The organism is Flavivirga aquimarina, from assembly GCF_030540835.1.
Lineage (GTDB): Bacteria > Bacteroidota > Bacteroidia > Flavobacteriales > Flavobacteriaceae > Flavivirga > Flavivirga aquimarina.
In genome coordinates this window covers 1-15,616 of record NZ_JAUOEK010000120.1, presented here as the reverse complement: position 1 = coordinate 15,616, position 15,616 = coordinate 1, and the positions used below count along the sequence as shown (strand labels likewise).

Annotated in this window: 13 protein-coding genes; 9 read left to right on the top strand and 4 right to left on the bottom strand. The window is 33.1% G+C overall.

Annotation, left to right across the window (positions count from 1 at the left end; genetic code table 11):
* Positions 1 to 20: 20 nt before the first annotated feature.
* A complete protein-coding gene (locus Q4Q35_RS11405; RefSeq protein WP_303278100.1) occupies positions 21 to 1,448 on the top strand; it encodes a RagB/SusD family nutrient uptake outer membrane protein in 1,428 nt (475 codons plus the stop codon).
* A 200-nt stretch (positions 1,449 to 1,648) separates the two neighbouring features.
* Here the strand turns inward: Q4Q35_RS11405 and Q4Q35_RS11400 are convergent, their stop codons facing one another.
* The 3 genes from Q4Q35_RS11400 to rlmH all read right to left on the bottom strand — a co-directional run bounded on the left by Q4Q35_RS11400 (position 1,649) and on the right by rlmH (position 4,873).
* On the bottom strand, positions 1,649 to 3,238 hold the full coding sequence (locus Q4Q35_RS11400; protein WP_367892740.1) for a MauE/DoxX family redox-associated membrane protein: 1,590 nt from the start codon (positions 3,236 to 3,238) through the stop codon (positions 1,649 to 1,651).
* 396 nt (positions 3,239 to 3,634) lie between these two features.
* Positions 3,635 to 3,919, bottom strand: a complete 285-nt coding sequence (locus Q4Q35_RS11395) for a DUF6520 family protein (protein ID WP_303278098.1) — start codon at positions 3,917 to 3,919, stop codon at positions 3,635 to 3,637.
* A 480-nt stretch (positions 3,920 to 4,399) separates the two neighbouring features.
* Complete coding sequence (gene rlmH, locus Q4Q35_RS11390) at positions 4,400 to 4,873, bottom strand: 23S rRNA (pseudouridine(1915)-N(3))-methyltransferase RlmH (protein WP_303278097.1); 474 nt, start codon at positions 4,871 to 4,873, stop codon at positions 4,400 to 4,402.
* Positions 4,874 to 5,002: 129 nt separating this feature from the next.
* Between rlmH and nadC the strand changes: the two genes are divergently transcribed.
* The 3 genes from nadC to priA all read left to right on the top strand — a co-directional run bounded on the left by nadC (position 5,003) and on the right by priA (position 9,335).
* On the top strand, positions 5,003 to 5,866 hold the full coding sequence (nadC, locus tag Q4Q35_RS11385) for a carboxylating nicotinate-nucleotide diphosphorylase (protein WP_303278096.1): 864 nt from the start codon (positions 5,003 to 5,005) through the stop codon (positions 5,864 to 5,866).
* 70 nt (positions 5,867 to 5,936) lie between these two features.
* Positions 5,937 to 6,878 (top strand): YihY/virulence factor BrkB family protein, encoded by a 942-nt coding sequence (locus tag Q4Q35_RS11380; protein ID WP_303278095.1) that lies wholly within the window; start codon positions 5,937 to 5,939, stop codon positions 6,876 to 6,878.
* Between the two features lie 3 nt (positions 6,879 to 6,881).
* Positions 6,882 to 9,335, top strand: coding sequence for a replication restart helicase PriA (gene priA / locus Q4Q35_RS11375; RefSeq protein WP_303278094.1), 2,454 nt, complete (start codon positions 6,882 to 6,884; stop codon positions 9,333 to 9,335).
* 40 nt (positions 9,336 to 9,375) lie between these two features.
* On the opposite strand, the gene Q4Q35_RS11370 is transcribed toward priA, so the two are convergent.
* Positions 9,376 to 10,071, bottom strand: a complete 696-nt coding sequence (locus tag Q4Q35_RS11370; protein WP_102754690.1) for a LytR/AlgR family response regulator transcription factor — start codon at positions 10,069 to 10,071, stop codon at positions 9,376 to 9,378.
* A gap of 211 nt (positions 10,072 to 10,282) precedes the next feature.
* Here Q4Q35_RS11370 and rpsF point away from each other — a divergent pair, with 211 nt between their 5' ends.
* From rpsF to Q4Q35_RS11345, 5 genes are all read left to right on the top strand, one after another.
* Entirely contained in the window at positions 10,283 to 10,621 is a 339-nt protein-coding gene (gene rpsF, locus Q4Q35_RS11365; RefSeq protein ID WP_303278093.1) for a 30S ribosomal protein S6, read from the top strand.
* A gap of 2 nt (positions 10,622 to 10,623) precedes the next feature.
* Entirely contained in the window at positions 10,624 to 10,920 is a 297-nt protein-coding gene (rpsR, locus tag Q4Q35_RS11360) for a 30S ribosomal protein S18 (protein ID WP_019388303.1), read from the top strand.
* A gap of 13 nt (positions 10,921 to 10,933) precedes the next feature.
* Entirely contained in the window at positions 10,934 to 11,380 is a 447-nt protein-coding gene (gene rplI / locus Q4Q35_RS11355) for a 50S ribosomal protein L9 (RefSeq protein WP_303278092.1), read from the top strand.
* A 132-nt stretch (positions 11,381 to 11,512) separates the two neighbouring features.
* Positions 11,513 to 14,626: a TonB-dependent receptor gene (locus Q4Q35_RS11350; protein ID WP_303278091.1), complete on the top strand. Its 3,114-nt coding sequence runs from the start codon at positions 11,513 to 11,515 to the stop codon at positions 14,624 to 14,626.
* Between the two features lie 193 nt (positions 14,627 to 14,819).
* On the top strand, positions 14,820 to 15,287 hold the full coding sequence (locus tag Q4Q35_RS11345) for a DUF6495 family protein (protein ID WP_303278090.1): 468 nt from the start codon (positions 14,820 to 14,822) through the stop codon (positions 15,285 to 15,287).
* The last annotated feature ends 329 nt before the right edge of the window (positions 15,288 to 15,616 follow it).

Here is a 15,616-nt window from a genome sequence, read left to right as displayed (position 1 = left end):
TATTAAAAAAAATAGACGTCATGAGATTAAAACATAAAAAAATAGTTCCTTATCGATGGTGTTTTACATTGGTTGTTAGACGATACAATCTATTGTGTCTAATTATTTTGGTTGGATGTTTAACAGCTTGTACCGATTTTGTAGAGGTAGATCTACCAAAAAACTTAATATCAGGTGAGTCCATTTATAAAGATGCATCTACAGCAGATTCTGCGGTTCGTGCTGTCTATTATCAAATGAGGGCCAGTGGACTGGTATCTGGTGACGGTATAAATGTTTCTATGGGGCTGTACACCGATGAGTTGGATTATTACCTGCTCGATCGGGGAGAAGCACTGGAGAATTATCAAAATCATACTGTACGGTCAGACGACTTAATTGTAGCAGATTTATGGAACAGTGCCTATGCTCAAATTTACACGGTTAATGAGATCATAACGAATGTTGAGAACTCTTTAGGTTTGACCTTGGAAGATAAGAATCAATTTAAAGGAGAAGCTTTGTTTGTAAGATCATATCTGCACTTATTGCTTGTGGAGCTTTTTGGAGACATTCCTTATGTTACCGAGACGGATTATTTAGTTAATAGAAATGTAAAACGTACACAGAGAGCTTTGGTGTGCAGTTATATTATAAGAGACCTAAATTTAGCTGTAGATTTGTTGCCCGATGAAGACATTAGCGGGGAACGTATACGGCCTTATGTTGCAGTGGCAGAAGCAGTACTTGCCCGTGCCTATTTATATTCCCAGCAATGGGATCTGGCTGAGGAGATGGCCGATAGGGTTATTACTAAGTTTGGAACTTTAGAACCTGATTTGAACAAGGTCTTTTTAAAAGAGGCTTCAGGAACGATTTGGCAGTTTAAGCCGAATGCAGATGGAAATAACACCAGTGAAGGAGAAAGATTTATATTCGTTATCGGGCCTCCATCTAATGTAGCTCTGAGTAATCTTTTGTTTGAGGCATTTGAATCTGATGATCTACGCCAATCCTCCTGGATAAAAGAAGTTAGTAATGCTACAAATACTGAAACTTGGTATCATGCTTTTAAATATAAGGAAAGAGGAAACACGGATAGTTCGGTAGAATATTCGGTGCAGTTACGCTTGGCAGAACAATATTTAATTCGTGCTGAATCTCGAGCACGTCTGGATGACACCTCCGGAGCACAAGCCGATATAAATGCTGTTAGAAACCGAGCGGGTCTGGACAATACAACTGCTGTTACGTTAGATGAATTGCTAGATGCTATTTTACAAGAACGTCGTGTAGAATTGTTTACGGAACAAGGACACCGTTGGTTCGATTTGAAACGTATGGGAAAAGCCGCCGAAATATTAGCGCCAATCAAGCCCAATTGGAAAGATACCCATGTATTATTACCCCTTCCGGATTTGGAATTAACGCTTAATCCAAATTTATTACCACAGAATGAAGGTTACTAAGGGACTGGCTAAAGTTTTAGTAGTTTGGTTATTAAGTTGTTAAGTTATTAAGTTATTAAGTGGGGTGTACTATGTTTGGGAGTTTAGTATTCAGTCTCAGTTAACAGTTTCTGTCTTAGTAATATCTCCTTTACGGCTTAGCGTCTTTACGAGAAAAGTCATAACTGCAATTTCTAGTCTCAGTGATCCGTAAACAATATTTACTGATGATTAATATCAGTTTTGACAAAGGTAGCATCGATTTTGGTTGAAGTGTTATCTACACCCTTTTTTGAATTGGGTAGTAGATTCTTGAACAGATTCGTGTCCAGTTGGTAAGTTACTATGTGATTGCCTATGAGCCCGATAAATTTATCATGAAGTACCCGAAATGATCTTAGCTTGTCTTTTTTAATACCATAAATATAAAAGCTAAATTCGTAAGTGTTATCCACAAGATTATATACGTCAATAATAGAGGCTTTTTTCCATATACTAATAGGCTCATACTTTCCTATTAATTTAGAATTTACAAAAAGATAATCACCGTATGTCGCACTATTTTTGTTTACTATTAATGGGGGCGCAGCCATTTTTGTTTGATTTTTAGAGGCTATAGTTCCCACTTTTATTTGCGCATGGCTTATAGTATCTATGGTCTTTCCAAGGTAATTTAATTGGAGGTTGGTATCGGCAACAATAAATTGGTTACGATAATGGTAGGTGTACACCAATTTTTGTAACTGGTGGTTATATTGTAAGATACCATCGGTATCAAAAATACCGTCAATTTGTTTTTGTAGAAGATTGTGAGAGAGGTCTACCCTCTCTCTCCCAGAAAGATTTATCTTGCCCAAGACATTTTCTCTGGTCTCGCTGCTTAAACTTCTAATAAACAAGCTCACGGAATCTATAGGCTCGACATGTGAGAAATAGGCAGGCTTATTCATAACAGAACGTGCTTTCCAATCAGTCGTACTGCCCCTAAAAACATAAGGCATAACACCGTCCATAAGAAAGAAATGGGGTGGAATTACCCGAAGTTGCATGGATCTGTACGGGAGACTGTCCTGGTCTAAACTCAATTCAATAGTTTCTTTGTTTTGAAGTAACGTATCTAAAGTGACCATATGAAATGGTGAGATACTATTTCCCAAATATACTTTTCCCTGGTCAGCTCCGGCAATATAATACGAATTGTAAGTAAGATCTAATTGTTTGGCTTTTATTGCGGGATGACCGGCAAACCGACGTGTGAAGCTATTGTCTCGGTGAAGTTTATGTTCCGAAAGCAAGAATAATAAGGATACTACTCCTATACCACATACCATGCAAACAGAAAGGATAGTATATGCTTTTTTATGTATTATATGTGAAGTATTGTTGTTCTTCTTTGGGCTTAATATCATAACCCCAATAAGGGCAAGAACGACAAAGATGATATTGAATATTAAATGTTCGGTCCAACTTAATTTTTCCAAAACACCCCCACAGGAACAGGGAATAAAATCACTAAAATTCAAAATGATAAGAATATAGGATGTAAACATGACCATAAGTGTAAAGGCAGCATACAAGGCCAATAACTTAAATCGTGGAATGATTAACATTAACGAAATTGCAATCTCAATAAAAGGAACTCCCCAAGCAACCCAGGCAGTATAAGTAGTGAGCACGGGAGATTGCCCTATTTGAATCTTAAATTGGTCAAAAACCAAAAGTTTACTTACTGCTGCATATACAAACAACAGTATGAGTAACATACAAATAAATTCTAATAAGATATTTTTATACTTACTATAGGTTTTCATAGTATTTGTGATGAAAATGATTTATTAAAGGTATAAAATACAGCTAGGAATTCGTTTTTTAGTGATGATTGATTGTGTAAGAAAGGTTTGCAAAATGCTGTTGAAAGTTGGTTTTTTGATATCATAATGTTTAGATCCATTTTATCAATGAACCTTATCGATTTTTTAGTAACATCATCATGTACTATTATAATACGGTTTTGAGTATTTGTCTATGTTGATATTTAAAGACTTGCAACAATGCAATAAGAGGGAGGCTAAAAAGTAAGTTTAGATGTCATATTGAGCTTGTTGAAATATGTTTAAATTACTGATAATCAATAATTTGCTTAGATAAGCTCAACCTGACAAATAAAAATTATTAAAGACTTTTTAGACACCCTCCATAATAAGACTTTACAATTCTATTCTATATGCCTCCATACATGCTGTATTCCAGGCTCTGGAATACAGGGTGTGGTACATGCCTTGATGGAACATCGTACAATTTGCCCCCCAATTATCAAGTCCACAACCATAGGGTAACGACATTGTCATTAGTTCGCAAAGAGTAGGACCAACTCTCTGTATATATACATCGTCCTGGATGTCATTTGGAGAAGGCTTAAAAGCAAAAGAGGCTACAATGGCCAGCGTAAAAACAAAGGCATGCAAAACTGTTTTTAAAGATTTACGTTTCATAATATTAATATTTAAAAATTATTGACCTACTCGTTTTTACAGGTTTTCGGTCTTACCCCTGACTGTACAGTATCTCTTTATCTCGAATTTGTTATTCGTGAGTGATTCCAGTTCAAGGTGTTCTTTAAGGCTTTAATGATTTTTAAAACAATTTTTGTTTATATTGACCAATCATCTTATTAAATTTATCTTGAGTGCTTTAGCTATTTAGGCTTTTCTTATATTTCGGCACTAAAGTTGAATAACTTGAATTTTGATGTTATAAACTCTTCCTTTAGATATAATGATTTTAATGGTAGAACAATATGGTTAGTATGTCTATAAATGTTTTTGCTCCAAAGGGTTATATTATTTTCTGCTAACATAGAAGAAAAAACTTACCTGAAAAGGATGAAAACTTACCTGAGAGGGATTTTTATGCTTAAAAAGACTGTTTTGGGTAACGAAGGGGGCTAAGTTTTACATTAAGGCTTAATGATATTATCTATGATGATAAGGTTCATTTTTTAAAATGGTAAACCCTCTATATAATTGTTCAATAATAAATAAACGTACCATCTGATGGGAAAATGTCATTTTAGACAATGATATTTTTCCATTTGATTTGTTATAAACATCCTGTGAGAACCCATAAGGACCGCCAATTACAAAAACCAACTGTTTAATACCGGAATTCATGTGCTTCTGTAAGTAACCAGAAAAGCCAATAGAATCTAATTGTTTACCGTTTTCGTCTAATAAAATCAAAACATCGGTTGAATTGAGGTTATTTATAATAAGTTCGCCTTCTTTTTGTTTTTGTTGCGCTTCACTTAAATTTTTAGCGTTTTTAATATCCGGAATAATTTCCAATGAAAATTTAATATAAAACCCTAAGCGCCTTGTATACTCGTTAATAAGCGATTGAAGTTCCTTGTTATCCGTCTTACCAATGGCGAGAAGTTTTATAGTCATAATGGCAAAATTACTATTTAGTATTTATGAAAAATATATTTAACGATGAAAAAAATAAAAATTTCGTAAATGTAAAATTTAATTTAGTAAATCAATTTCTTATTTTTGTTGCAAACCGACTAAATTATTATGATAACACAAGAGCAATTTGATACAGAGGTCAAAATGATAATTTCGAATGCAATAAGAGAAGATGTAGGAGATGGTGATCATAGCTCTTTAGCTTGCATTCCAGAAAATGCCAAGGGCAAAGCAATGATTTTAGTTAAGGATAAAGGCGTTATTGGCGGCGTTAATTTTGCTAAAAAGGTACTTGCTTATGTTGATAAAAACTTAAAATTAGATGTGAGAATTGAAGATGGAACAGAAGTTACTTATGGCGATGTTGTCATGTATATTGAAGGATCTTCACAATCTATTTTAAAAGCCGAGCGAACTGTGCTAAACGCTATGCAGCGTATGAGTGCTATTGCTACTAAAACAAGAATGTTTGTTAATTTATTGAAAGGGACTAACACTAAAATTCTAGATACCCGTAAAACGACACCAGGAATTCGTGTATTGGAAAAATGGGCAGTCGTTATTGGAGGTGGAGAGAATCATAGATTTGCGTTATACGATATGATTATGCTTAAAGATAATCATATTGATTTTGCAGGAGGTATTACAAAAGCTATTGAAATGACAAAGCTATACCTAAGAGAAACTAACAAAGATTTAAAAATAATGGTTGAAGCCAGAAACTTAACCGAGGTGGAAGAGATCTTAAAAAGTGATGGCATTTATAGAATTTTAATTGATAATTTTGATTACGAGGATACCAGAAAGGCTGTAAAACTGATAGGTAATAAATGTCTAATTGAATCTTCTGGTAATATAAATGAGACTACTATTAGGCATTATGCAGAATGCGGTGTAAATTATATTTCTTGTGGCGCTTTAACACATTCTGTGCATAACATGGATTTAAGTTTAAAAGCTATAAAAAAATAGTTTTTATCACACTTAAATTAGTTTAGTTTTTTGTGCTAAACAAGAGATTTCAAACTTTTTAACTAAATTAATGACTAAGCCCATTGAAGACAAACTAGATAAGATTCCGGTAATAAATGTCTTAGTGCGGGTTTTTAAACAAATAAAATTACCAGGTCTAGAAGGTTTATCGTTTTACGATTTACTGGAACTTTATATTATAGGTATTGTAAGAGGAGCGTTAACAACTCGTGCAAGTGCTATCGCCTTTAGTTTTTTTATGGCTTTGTTTCCTTTTTTATTATTTGTATTAATTGTTATTCCATATATACCGATTGATGATTTTAAAATTGATTTTTTAACCTTTTTAGAATCTTTTTTACCACCCAATACGTCCGATTTTTTCTTCGAAAACATATTCGAAAACATTGACCAACCACAACGAGGAGGATTATTGTCATCTGTTTTTGTATTGTCAATAGCATTAATGGCAAATGGTGTGAATGCTGTGTTTTCCGGTTTCGAAAATTCGTATCATGAGCAATTAAACCGTAACTTTTTTAAACAATATTTATATGCATTGGGTATCGCATTAATATTAGCATTTTTGCTTATAGTAACCATAGCCGTTTTAGGATACTTTCAAATATATGTTGTAGAAGAGTTGTTTGGGGTTTTAGAGAGTCAAGGCTATCAGGTTGAAAGTCAAAATGTATTGTGGACAGATATTGCTAAATATGCTTTCTTTATTGTAATGGTGTATCTAACCACAGCAACCTTATATTATTTTGGAACTCAGGAGGGAAAACACTCTAATTTCTTTTCTATAGGAGCATTGTTTACAACATTACTCATTATTTTATCATCTTATCTATTTGGACTTTATATTGAAAATTTTGGACAGTACAATAAGCTTTATGGTTCTATTGGGGCGTTATTAATATTGTTGTTTTATTTGTGGCTTAATGCCAATATTTTATTGCTAGGTTACGAATTAAATGCATCTTTGAATAAACTACGTAAAAGATGTTAGTTTATGCAGTATTTTATAAACGTTATAATTCCCGTACCTCTTAAAAAGCTTTTTACCTATAGTATAAGTGCTTCAGAATCTGATTTCTTAAAACCTGGAATGCGTGTTGCAGTACCTTTTGGTAAGTCGAAAATTTATACAGGTATTGTTTATAAAGTTCATAATGAACCACCAACAGCTTATGAAGCTAAAGATATTCAACAAATTTTAGACGATACTCCTATAGTGAGTGAAAAGCAATTACAATTATGGCAATGGATTGCAAATTATTATATGTGTACATTGGGAGATGTGATGCGTGCCGCTTTGCCTAATGCGTTTATTTTAGAAAGTGAAACGGTTGTTTTAAAAAATAATACTAAAGAGATTGACGAAACGATACTAAAAGATGATGAGTTTTTAGTTTATGAAGCATTGCATCATCAGTCCTCTTTAAAAATTCATGATATTTCTAATATTCTTGATAAAAAGAATGTATTACCAGTTATTAAACGATTAATAGAAAAGGAAGCCATTGCTGTTGAAGAAGAAGTTTATGAAAAATATAAACCTAAATTGGTTCGTTATGTAAAGTTGCATTCCAATTTTTCTTCAGAAGCGACACTTCAAAAGTTATTAGATGATTTAAGCAGAGCACCAAAACAGCGACAAGTTATAATGACCTTATTTTCTATTTCTGCAACTACGAAAAAGCCAGTAAAAGTTTCAGATTTATCTGCAGAGAGTGGCGCATCAACAGCAATCATAAAATCATTGATTGATAAAGGTATTCTTGAAGAATATTATATACAAACAGACCGTGTTCAATATTCCGGTGAAGAAAAAGAAACCACTAAAAACCTTAATAACTATCAAGAAACAGCTCTTAAAGAAATAAAGGCATCTTTTAGTAAGCATGTCGTTACATTACTTCATGGAGTAACTTCTTCTGGAAAAACAGAAGTGTACGTCAAGTTAATTGAGGAGACTTTAAATAATGGAAAACAAGTACTTTATTTGTTGCCAGAAATAGCCCTAACGGCACAATTGATTACACGATTACAGACCTATTTTGGCGAACAAGTAGCTGTTTTTCATTCTAAATATTCATCGCACGAACGGGTTGAGGTTTGGAACCATGTTTTAAACAATTCCACAAAGGCGAAAATAGTTTTAGGGGCGCGCTCATCTATATTTTTACCGTTTAATAATTTAGGGCTTATAGTTGTTGATGAGGAGCATGAACAATCTTTTAAACAGTTTGACCCAGCACCACGTTACCATGCGCGAGATACGGCAGTAGTATTAGCAAATATGCATCATGCAAAAATACTTTTAGGTTCTGCCACACCAAGTTTAGAAAGCTATTTTAATGCAAAGCAAAACAAGTATGGTTTTGTCGAAATAACAAAACGTTACAATGATGTCTTGATGCCGGACATAGAGCTGGTTGATATTAAAGATAAGTTCAAGAAGAAGCGCATGAAAGGGCATTTTAGTGATAGGCTTATCGAAGAAATGACAGAGACTTTAAAAGAAGGTCATCAAATTATATTATTTCAAAACCGACGTGGATTTTCACCTATAGTGGAGTGTAATACCTGTGGAAATTCGCCTCAATGTCCAAATTGCGATGTAAGTTTAACCTATCATCAATATAGAAATCAATTGCGTTGTCATTATTGTGGTTATAACTCGGCGATGATAAAAGAGTGTATGGCTTGTGGAAGTGCAGAATTGGATAATAAGGGGTTTGGTACCGAACAAATAGAAGGAGAAGTGAAATTGTTATTTCCGGATTACAAGGTAGCAAGAATGGATTTAGATACTACGAGGGGAAAATACGGGTATGAAAAAATAATAACAGCTTTAGAGCAACAGGAAATAGATATATTAGTTGGAACCCAAATGCTAACTAAAGGCTTAGATTTTAGGAATGTAAAGTTAGTAGGTATTATGAATGCCGATAATATGCTTAATTTTCCCGACTTTAGGGCACATGAGCGTAGTTTTCAACTCATGTTACAGGTTTCAGGTAGGGCTGGACGTACAGATGAAAGAGGTAAGGTGTTAATACAAACTTACAATCCGTATCATAACATTTTACAACAAGTTTCCACAAATAATTATATAGATATGTTTAACGAACAAATGAACGATCGTTATAATTATAAATACCCACCTATTTATAAGCAAATAAAGATTACATTAAAACATAAAGATTATAGTAGGGTAGATGCCGCTTCAGTTTGGTTGGCAAAGTCTTTAAAGCAAGTTTTTAAAGACTATGTTTTAGGACCAGAATCACCCCCTATTTCTAGAATAAGAAACCAGTATCATAAAAATATTTTGATAAAAATTCCTAAACAGCAATCATTATTAAAAACAAAAGAAGCTATCATAAAAATAAATAATAGCTTCTCAAATATAAAAGATTTTCGGTCGGTAAAAATAATTTTAAATGTCGATAACTTTTAATTTGGTTAGGTTGTGGTTAAATTTGGTTAGTTAGTTAAATCTAAATATTATTTAATGCATCAACTAACTGAGTCTTTTTGTTTCTACTTAACGGAATTTCATAAGCACCAACTTCAACATTTTTACTGTTAAATCTATCAATTTTATCAAGATTAACAATATATGATTTGTGGATTCTTAAAAACTTTCCTTCAGGTAATTCTGCTTCGAAAGACTTCATTGTAGATAACACTACCAAGCTGGTTTCCTCTGTAACAAGTTTTACATAATCACCAAGAGCTTCAATCCATTTAATATCTTTAATGTAAACTTTACGTTTTTTAAGGTTACTCTTTACAAAAATATGCTCACCTTCTTCTTCATTAAAGTCTAAAGTCAATCTATGTTGCTCTAAAGCTTTATCTACTGAAGTATTAAAACGTTCTCTTGTAATTGGTTTATGTAAGTAATCGGTAGCATCGTAATTAAATGCTTTAAAAGCATACTCAGTTTTACCGGTTACAAAAATAATTTGAGGTTTGTTGTTTAATACGTCTAAAAGTTCGAATCCATTTAGCACTGGCATTTCAATGTCTAAAAAAATTAAATCTACTTGATGCGTATTTAAACCGTTTTTAGTTTCTAAGGCACTACTGTACTCTGCAATTAAATTAAGTGAAGGATGATTTTCTACTAATTTAACTATTGAGAGACGTTGTATCGCCGAATCGTCTACTACTACACAATTTAATGTCATAACATTTTATATTATTTCGGTTAAGATATCGACAATAGTACGAAAAATTCGGCTAAAAACCAAAAATCATCGTTAAAGCGTTTATTTTAACATTATTTTAACATTTTAAAACCCCCAATGCCAAGCTCAAATTATTATTGTTTTTATTATTGTTTTATATGTATATATTAACTATTTTTGCACCCAATTTTTAATAATAAAATAGATTTTTATGAATCATTATGAAACTGTTTTCATCTTAAATCCCGTTTTATCTGAAGATCAGATAAAGGAAACAGTAAAGAAATATGAAGATTTTCTTGTTTCTAACGGCGCTAAGATGATAGCTAAAGAAGATTGGGGGCTTAAAAAATTAGCTTACCCAATACAAAACAAGAAAAGTGGTTTCTATCACTTATTTGAGTACACTGTACCTGGTGAAGTAATTAATGCTTTAGAAGTAGAGTTTAGACGTGATGAACGTTTTATGCGTTACTTAACCGTATCCTTAGATAAACATGCAATATCTTGGGCAGAGAGAAGAAGAGTTAAACTTAAAGAAAAAGCTTAATTATGTCATCGATAGAACAACAATCAAAAGGAAAAAAAGACGGAGAAATTAGATATTTAACACCGTTAAATATTGAAACAAATAAACAAAAGAAATACTGTCGTTTCAAAAAATCTGGTATTAAATACATAGATTATAAAGATCCAGATTTCTTATTAAAGTTTGTAAACGAGCAAGGTAAAATTTTACCAAGACGTTTAACTGGAACTTCGTTAAAGTATCAAAGAAAAGTATCTGTAGCTGTAAAAAGAGCGCGTCACTTAGCTTTAATGCCATACGTAGCAGATTTATTAAAATAAAATACCAATAACAATGGAACTTATATTAAAACAAGACGTTGAAAATTTAGGATTTAAAGACGATGTTGTAACAGTTAAGAACGGTTATGGTAGAAACTTTTTAATTCCTCAAGGACAAGCTATACTTGCTACTTCTTCTGCTAAAAAAGTATTGGCAGAAAATTTAAAGCAAAGAGCTTTTAAAGAAAAGAAAATAGTTGACGATGCTAATAAAATAGCTGAAGCTTTAAAAGCTTTAGAAATTAAAATACCCGCTAAAGTAGGTGCAGGTGATAAACTATTTGGTTCTGTGAATAACATTAACATAGCTGAAGCTCTAGAAAAAGAAGGACAGTCTATCGATAAGAAATTTATAACAGTTACTACTGTTAAACGTACAGGGAAATACAATGCTGTTATACGTTTGCACAGAGAGGTTTCTGTTGATTTACCTTTTGAAGTTATTGCACAAGCAAACTAAAATGTATTAACAATTAGTTAATAAAACATTATAGATATACTAAAGCCATTCGTAAGAATGGCTTTTTTTTTGTTTATTTTTACTACGAAGCGCTATGCGTGCATAGTATTAGACTAACTTAAATTAAATTAAATGAAAAAAACAAATGTTGCCATTTTTTTCTTGTTTTTTGGGTTTCTTGCATTTTCGCAGGTTACAACATCAAACATTAAAGGCCTTATTTTAGATGAAAACTCCGTACCCCTTCCGGGTGCGAATGTATTAGCTATCCATACACCAACAGGTACTAAATATGGAGCAGCTACAAACTTTGATGGAAGATTTAACCTTTTAAATTTAAGAGTAGGAGGACCTTACTCAATTACTATTAGTTTTATTGGCTATCAAGAACAATCTTTTAATGATGTGTTTTTAACATTAGGAAAAACAACAAATTTAGATGTCACATTGGTATCAGATAGTGAGCAATTGGATGCAGTAGTAATTCAAGGAACAGGAGGTACAGGAACTTTTGGGAGCGATCGTACGGGTGCAGAAACCAGTGTGGGCAGACGTGAATTAACACGTTTACCAACTATTTCAAGATCAGCATCAGATTTTACAAGGTTAGAGCCTACAGCAAGTGGAAATTCTTTTGGAGGTAGAAATGATCAATTCAATAATTTTTCTTTAGATGGTGCTATTTTTAACAATCCCTTTGGGTTGGATGCAGCTACACCGGGAGGTCAAACAGATGCACAACCCATATCGTTAGATGCCATAGACCAAATACAAGTATCTACAGCACCGTATGATGTAACACAATCTGGTTTTACTGGAGCATCTGTTAATGCCGTAACTAAAAGTGGTACTAACGATTTTCATGGAACCGTTTATGGTTTTTATAGAGATGAAAGTTTAACCGGAGGAAAAATTAAAGGAGATGATGTTGTAAAACCAAAGTTAGAACAAACTCAATATGGTGTTAGTATAGGCGGGCCTATTGTTAAAAATAAGCTATTCTTTTTTGTTAATTTTGAGAAAGATGATCGTACCGATTTAGGAACGAATGGTTGGGCACCAAATACAGGGTCTGGAGCCATTAATGAATCAAGAGTTTTAGAAAGTGATTTAATAGCAGTGAGAGATGCTTTATTGGCTGTTGGTTACGATCCCGGGACTTATGAAGGGTTTACCCATGCTTCAGAATCGACTAAAGGTATTTTTAAATTAGATTGGAATATTAATGATAACAACCGATTGGCTGTTATTTATAACTGGTTAGATGCCTCAAAAGAAAAACCGGCACACCCTACAGCCATTGGTTTTAGAGGGCCAAATGCTTCTACATTACAGTTTCAAAATTCAGGTTATCAAATAAATAACAAACTAAAATCTATACAAGTAGAGTTAAATTCTACATTGTCTGATAAAGTAACTAATAAATTTCAATTTGGATATACGCATTTTGATGATTTTAGAAACCCGTTTTCAACTCCGGCACCATCCATTAACATATTTAAAGATGGATCGCCTTATATTATAGCCGGGCATGAACCATTTTCAGTTCATAACAGATTAGACCAAAAAGTAACACAACTTACTAATAATTTAAACTTTTTTAATGGAGCTCATACATATACAATAGGGTTCTCTTTTGAAAAGTTTCAATTTGATAACTCATTTAATTTAACAGCTTATGGTTTTGATCTTTTTGGAAATGTAGATATTAATGATTTTGATGCTACAAGCTATGATTTTGCAGGGCCTCAAGCTACTTTTGATGCTAATAATGCGCTGCCGGATGGAGAAGGATGGGCTTTAGCAGAAACCAATGTAGGGCAACTGGCATTTTATGTACAAGATGAATGGTCTATTACAGATAAGTTTAAGTTAACTTATGGTGTACGTTTTGATAAACCTTTATTTTTCGATTCTGCCGAAAAAGCACAAAACGTAATTGATAGAGGTTTTGTGTTACCAGATATACCATATTATAACCCAAATACAGGAGAAAATGTTTTAATTGATAACACACAAATGCCAAATAATGATTGGCTAATTTCTCCGAGAGTTGGTTTTAACTACGATGTTAATGGAGACGATACTTTTCAACTTCGTGGTGGTTCAGGATTGTTTACCGGTCGTTTTCCTTTTGTATGGTTAGGAAACCAAATTACGGCCCCAGATGTATTCTTTCTAGAGGCCGTAGATCCTGATTATAAGTTTCCTCAGGTTTGGAGAACGAATATAGGGGCTGATAAAAGGTTAGAAAACGGATTGATTTTAACCGCTGATCTATCTTATACAAAAGATTTAAATGGGCCTCATGTACAAAATTGGGCGTTATTACCTCCTTCGGGAACTTTAAATGGTGTAGATAACCGACCTATTTATACAGATGCAGATTATGGTGGTGCTATTGCAGACTTTGGATTAGGTGCAGGACCTTATGTTTTTACGAATTCTGATAAAGGTCGTATATGGAATGCTTCTATTAAAGGACAAAAGACATTCGATAACGGTTTATACACCATGCTAGCCTATAGTTATTTAAATGCAAAAGATGTAAATTCAATAGAAGCAGAAATAACAAGTGATGCCTTTAATGGAAATCCTATTGTTGGAAATGTTAATGATGATGTTTTGGGGTATTCCAAATATGGAAATACACACCGCTTTATTGGTGTTGCCAGTAAAAAGTGGGATTATGGCGGTGATACCTGGTCTACAACATTATCAACATTTTTTGAGTATGCACAGGGAGGTAGATTTAATTATACTTATGGTGGAGATATTAATGGAGACGGATCTGGTACGAATGATTTAATTTATATTCCGACTGCTACCGAAATTGGACAGATGCAGTTCTCCGGTACAGGCCAAGATACTGCTTTAGAAAATTATATTTCTCAAGATGATTATTTAAGTGGTAGACGTGGGCAATATGCAGAACGTTATGGTGCTTTGGCTCCTTGGAGAGGGAAATGGGATCTTAAGTTTTTACAAGATTTTAGATTTAAAGTTTCTGGCGATAAAACCAATACCATCCAGTTTAGTATTGATATCTTAAATATTGGTAATCTTTTAAGTTCCGATTGGGGATTAATTCAGCAACCCAACAACATTCAACCTATTGGGGTGAGTGTTGATGGAACTGGAACTCCAACCTATACTTTTAATACCGATCAAACAGAGACTTTTGGTTATGATTCCAGTTTAGCTTCCAGATGGCAAATGCAATTTGGTTTGCGTTATATTTTCTAAAAAAATAACATATATATTCTTAAATTTGCGCTCTTTCTCGATAACTATTGGAAAAGAGCGCATTTTTTTAGTGAGATACAATTTTGTAAAGTCGATGAGGCGTATACAAAATGGTAAATCTAACTAACCCAGCTGAAAAGTGGGATCACAATTAATATTTAAAAGTTTACTTTGTAATTGATTTTTAATTTATATGAAATACTCAAGACTTACTAAAGAACAATTTGAAGAATTACACCAGGAGTTTATTAACTTTTTGGCAACACAATCTATTACTGCCGATGAATGGGCTAATTTAAAAGCTAATAAACCAGAGTTAGCAGAAACAGAGTTGGATGTGTTTAGTGATTTAATTTGGGAAGGTGTTTTAAACAAAGCAGAGTATTTAGAGCATATCTCACCGCAGCATATGTATTTATTTCGTTTAGGCGAAGAAAAAATGCATGCTATAGTAATCAATTTGAAAAATGATGTAGACATAACGACAAAAGAAGGTTATAATTGGTTACGTGAAAATTTAATGGATGAAAATGTTGAGTTTTTACAGGCAGATAAAGATTATACAGACGATAAAAACTTAGATAAATTTAAAATGATAGAGCAAGGTGCTGCTATTACTAAAGGTGATTTGTATAAGTATTTTGATAAGTTGATAAACTGATAGTTATTGTGGGTGGCAGGATGTCCGCCACAGCCCCTTATATTTTAACAATCAAAAAGTTACGCTTTATGGTATTGACTTGGTAACCGATTAGGTAACATATTTGATAAGAGCTTTTGTTGTATTTTGCCTATCTCAGACGTTCAAATATAATATTTTAGTTATTATTTAAGGCAATTAATACTATTTTTAATCGAAAAGAATTCCTCGAGGCTCTGCCTCGGGGTTTCCGTTGAAATTGTCATTCCCGTGAAAACGGGAATCTAAATACAGAATTTCGGTTTTTGACCTTTTTAGGTCAAAATGAAACCAGCGAAATACCTCTATGT

What these genes read in the sequence shown, in the direction of transcription:
- Q4Q35_RS11350 (WP_303278091.1), top strand. Translation starts at nt 11,513, where the DNA reads ATGAAAAAAACAAATGTTGCCATTTTTTTCTTGTTTTTTGGGTTTCTT.
- rpsF (WP_303278093.1), top strand. Translation starts at nt 10,283, where the DNA reads ATGAATCATTATGAAACTGTTTTCATCTTAAATCCCGTTTTATCTGAA.
- Q4Q35_RS11395 (WP_303278098.1), bottom strand. Translation starts at nt 3,919, where the DNA reads ATGAAACGTAAATCTTTAAAAACAGTTTTGCATGCCTTTGTTTTTACG.
- Q4Q35_RS11370 (WP_102754690.1), bottom strand. Translation starts at nt 10,071, where the DNA reads ATGACATTAAATTGTGTAGTAGTAGACGATTCGGCGATACAACGTCTC.
- priA (WP_303278094.1), top strand. Translation starts at nt 6,882, where the DNA reads ATGCAGTATTTTATAAACGTTATAATTCCCGTACCTCTTAAAAAGCTT.
- Q4Q35_RS11400 (WP_367892740.1), bottom strand. Translation starts at nt 3,238, where the DNA reads ATGAAAACCTATAGTAAGTATAAAAATATCTTATTAGAATTTATTTGT.
- rplI (WP_303278092.1), top strand. Translation starts at nt 10,934, where the DNA reads ATGGAACTTATATTAAAACAAGACGTTGAAAATTTAGGATTTAAAGAC.
- Q4Q35_RS11380 (WP_303278095.1), top strand. Translation starts at nt 5,937, where the DNA reads ATGACTAAGCCCATTGAAGACAAACTAGATAAGATTCCGGTAATAAAT.
- rpsR (WP_019388303.1), top strand. Translation starts at nt 10,624, where the DNA reads ATGTCATCGATAGAACAACAATCAAAAGGAAAAAAAGACGGAGAAATT.
- Q4Q35_RS11345 (WP_303278090.1), top strand. Translation starts at nt 14,820, where the DNA reads ATGAAATACTCAAGACTTACTAAAGAACAATTTGAAGAATTACACCAG.
- nadC (WP_303278096.1), top strand. Translation starts at nt 5,003, where the DNA reads ATGATAACACAAGAGCAATTTGATACAGAGGTCAAAATGATAATTTCG.
- rlmH (WP_303278097.1), bottom strand. Translation starts at nt 4,873, where the DNA reads ATGACTATAAAACTTCTCGCCATTGGTAAGACGGATAACAAGGAACTT.
- Q4Q35_RS11405 (WP_303278100.1), top strand. Translation starts at nt 21, where the DNA reads ATGAGATTAAAACATAAAAAAATAGTTCCTTATCGATGGTGTTTTACA.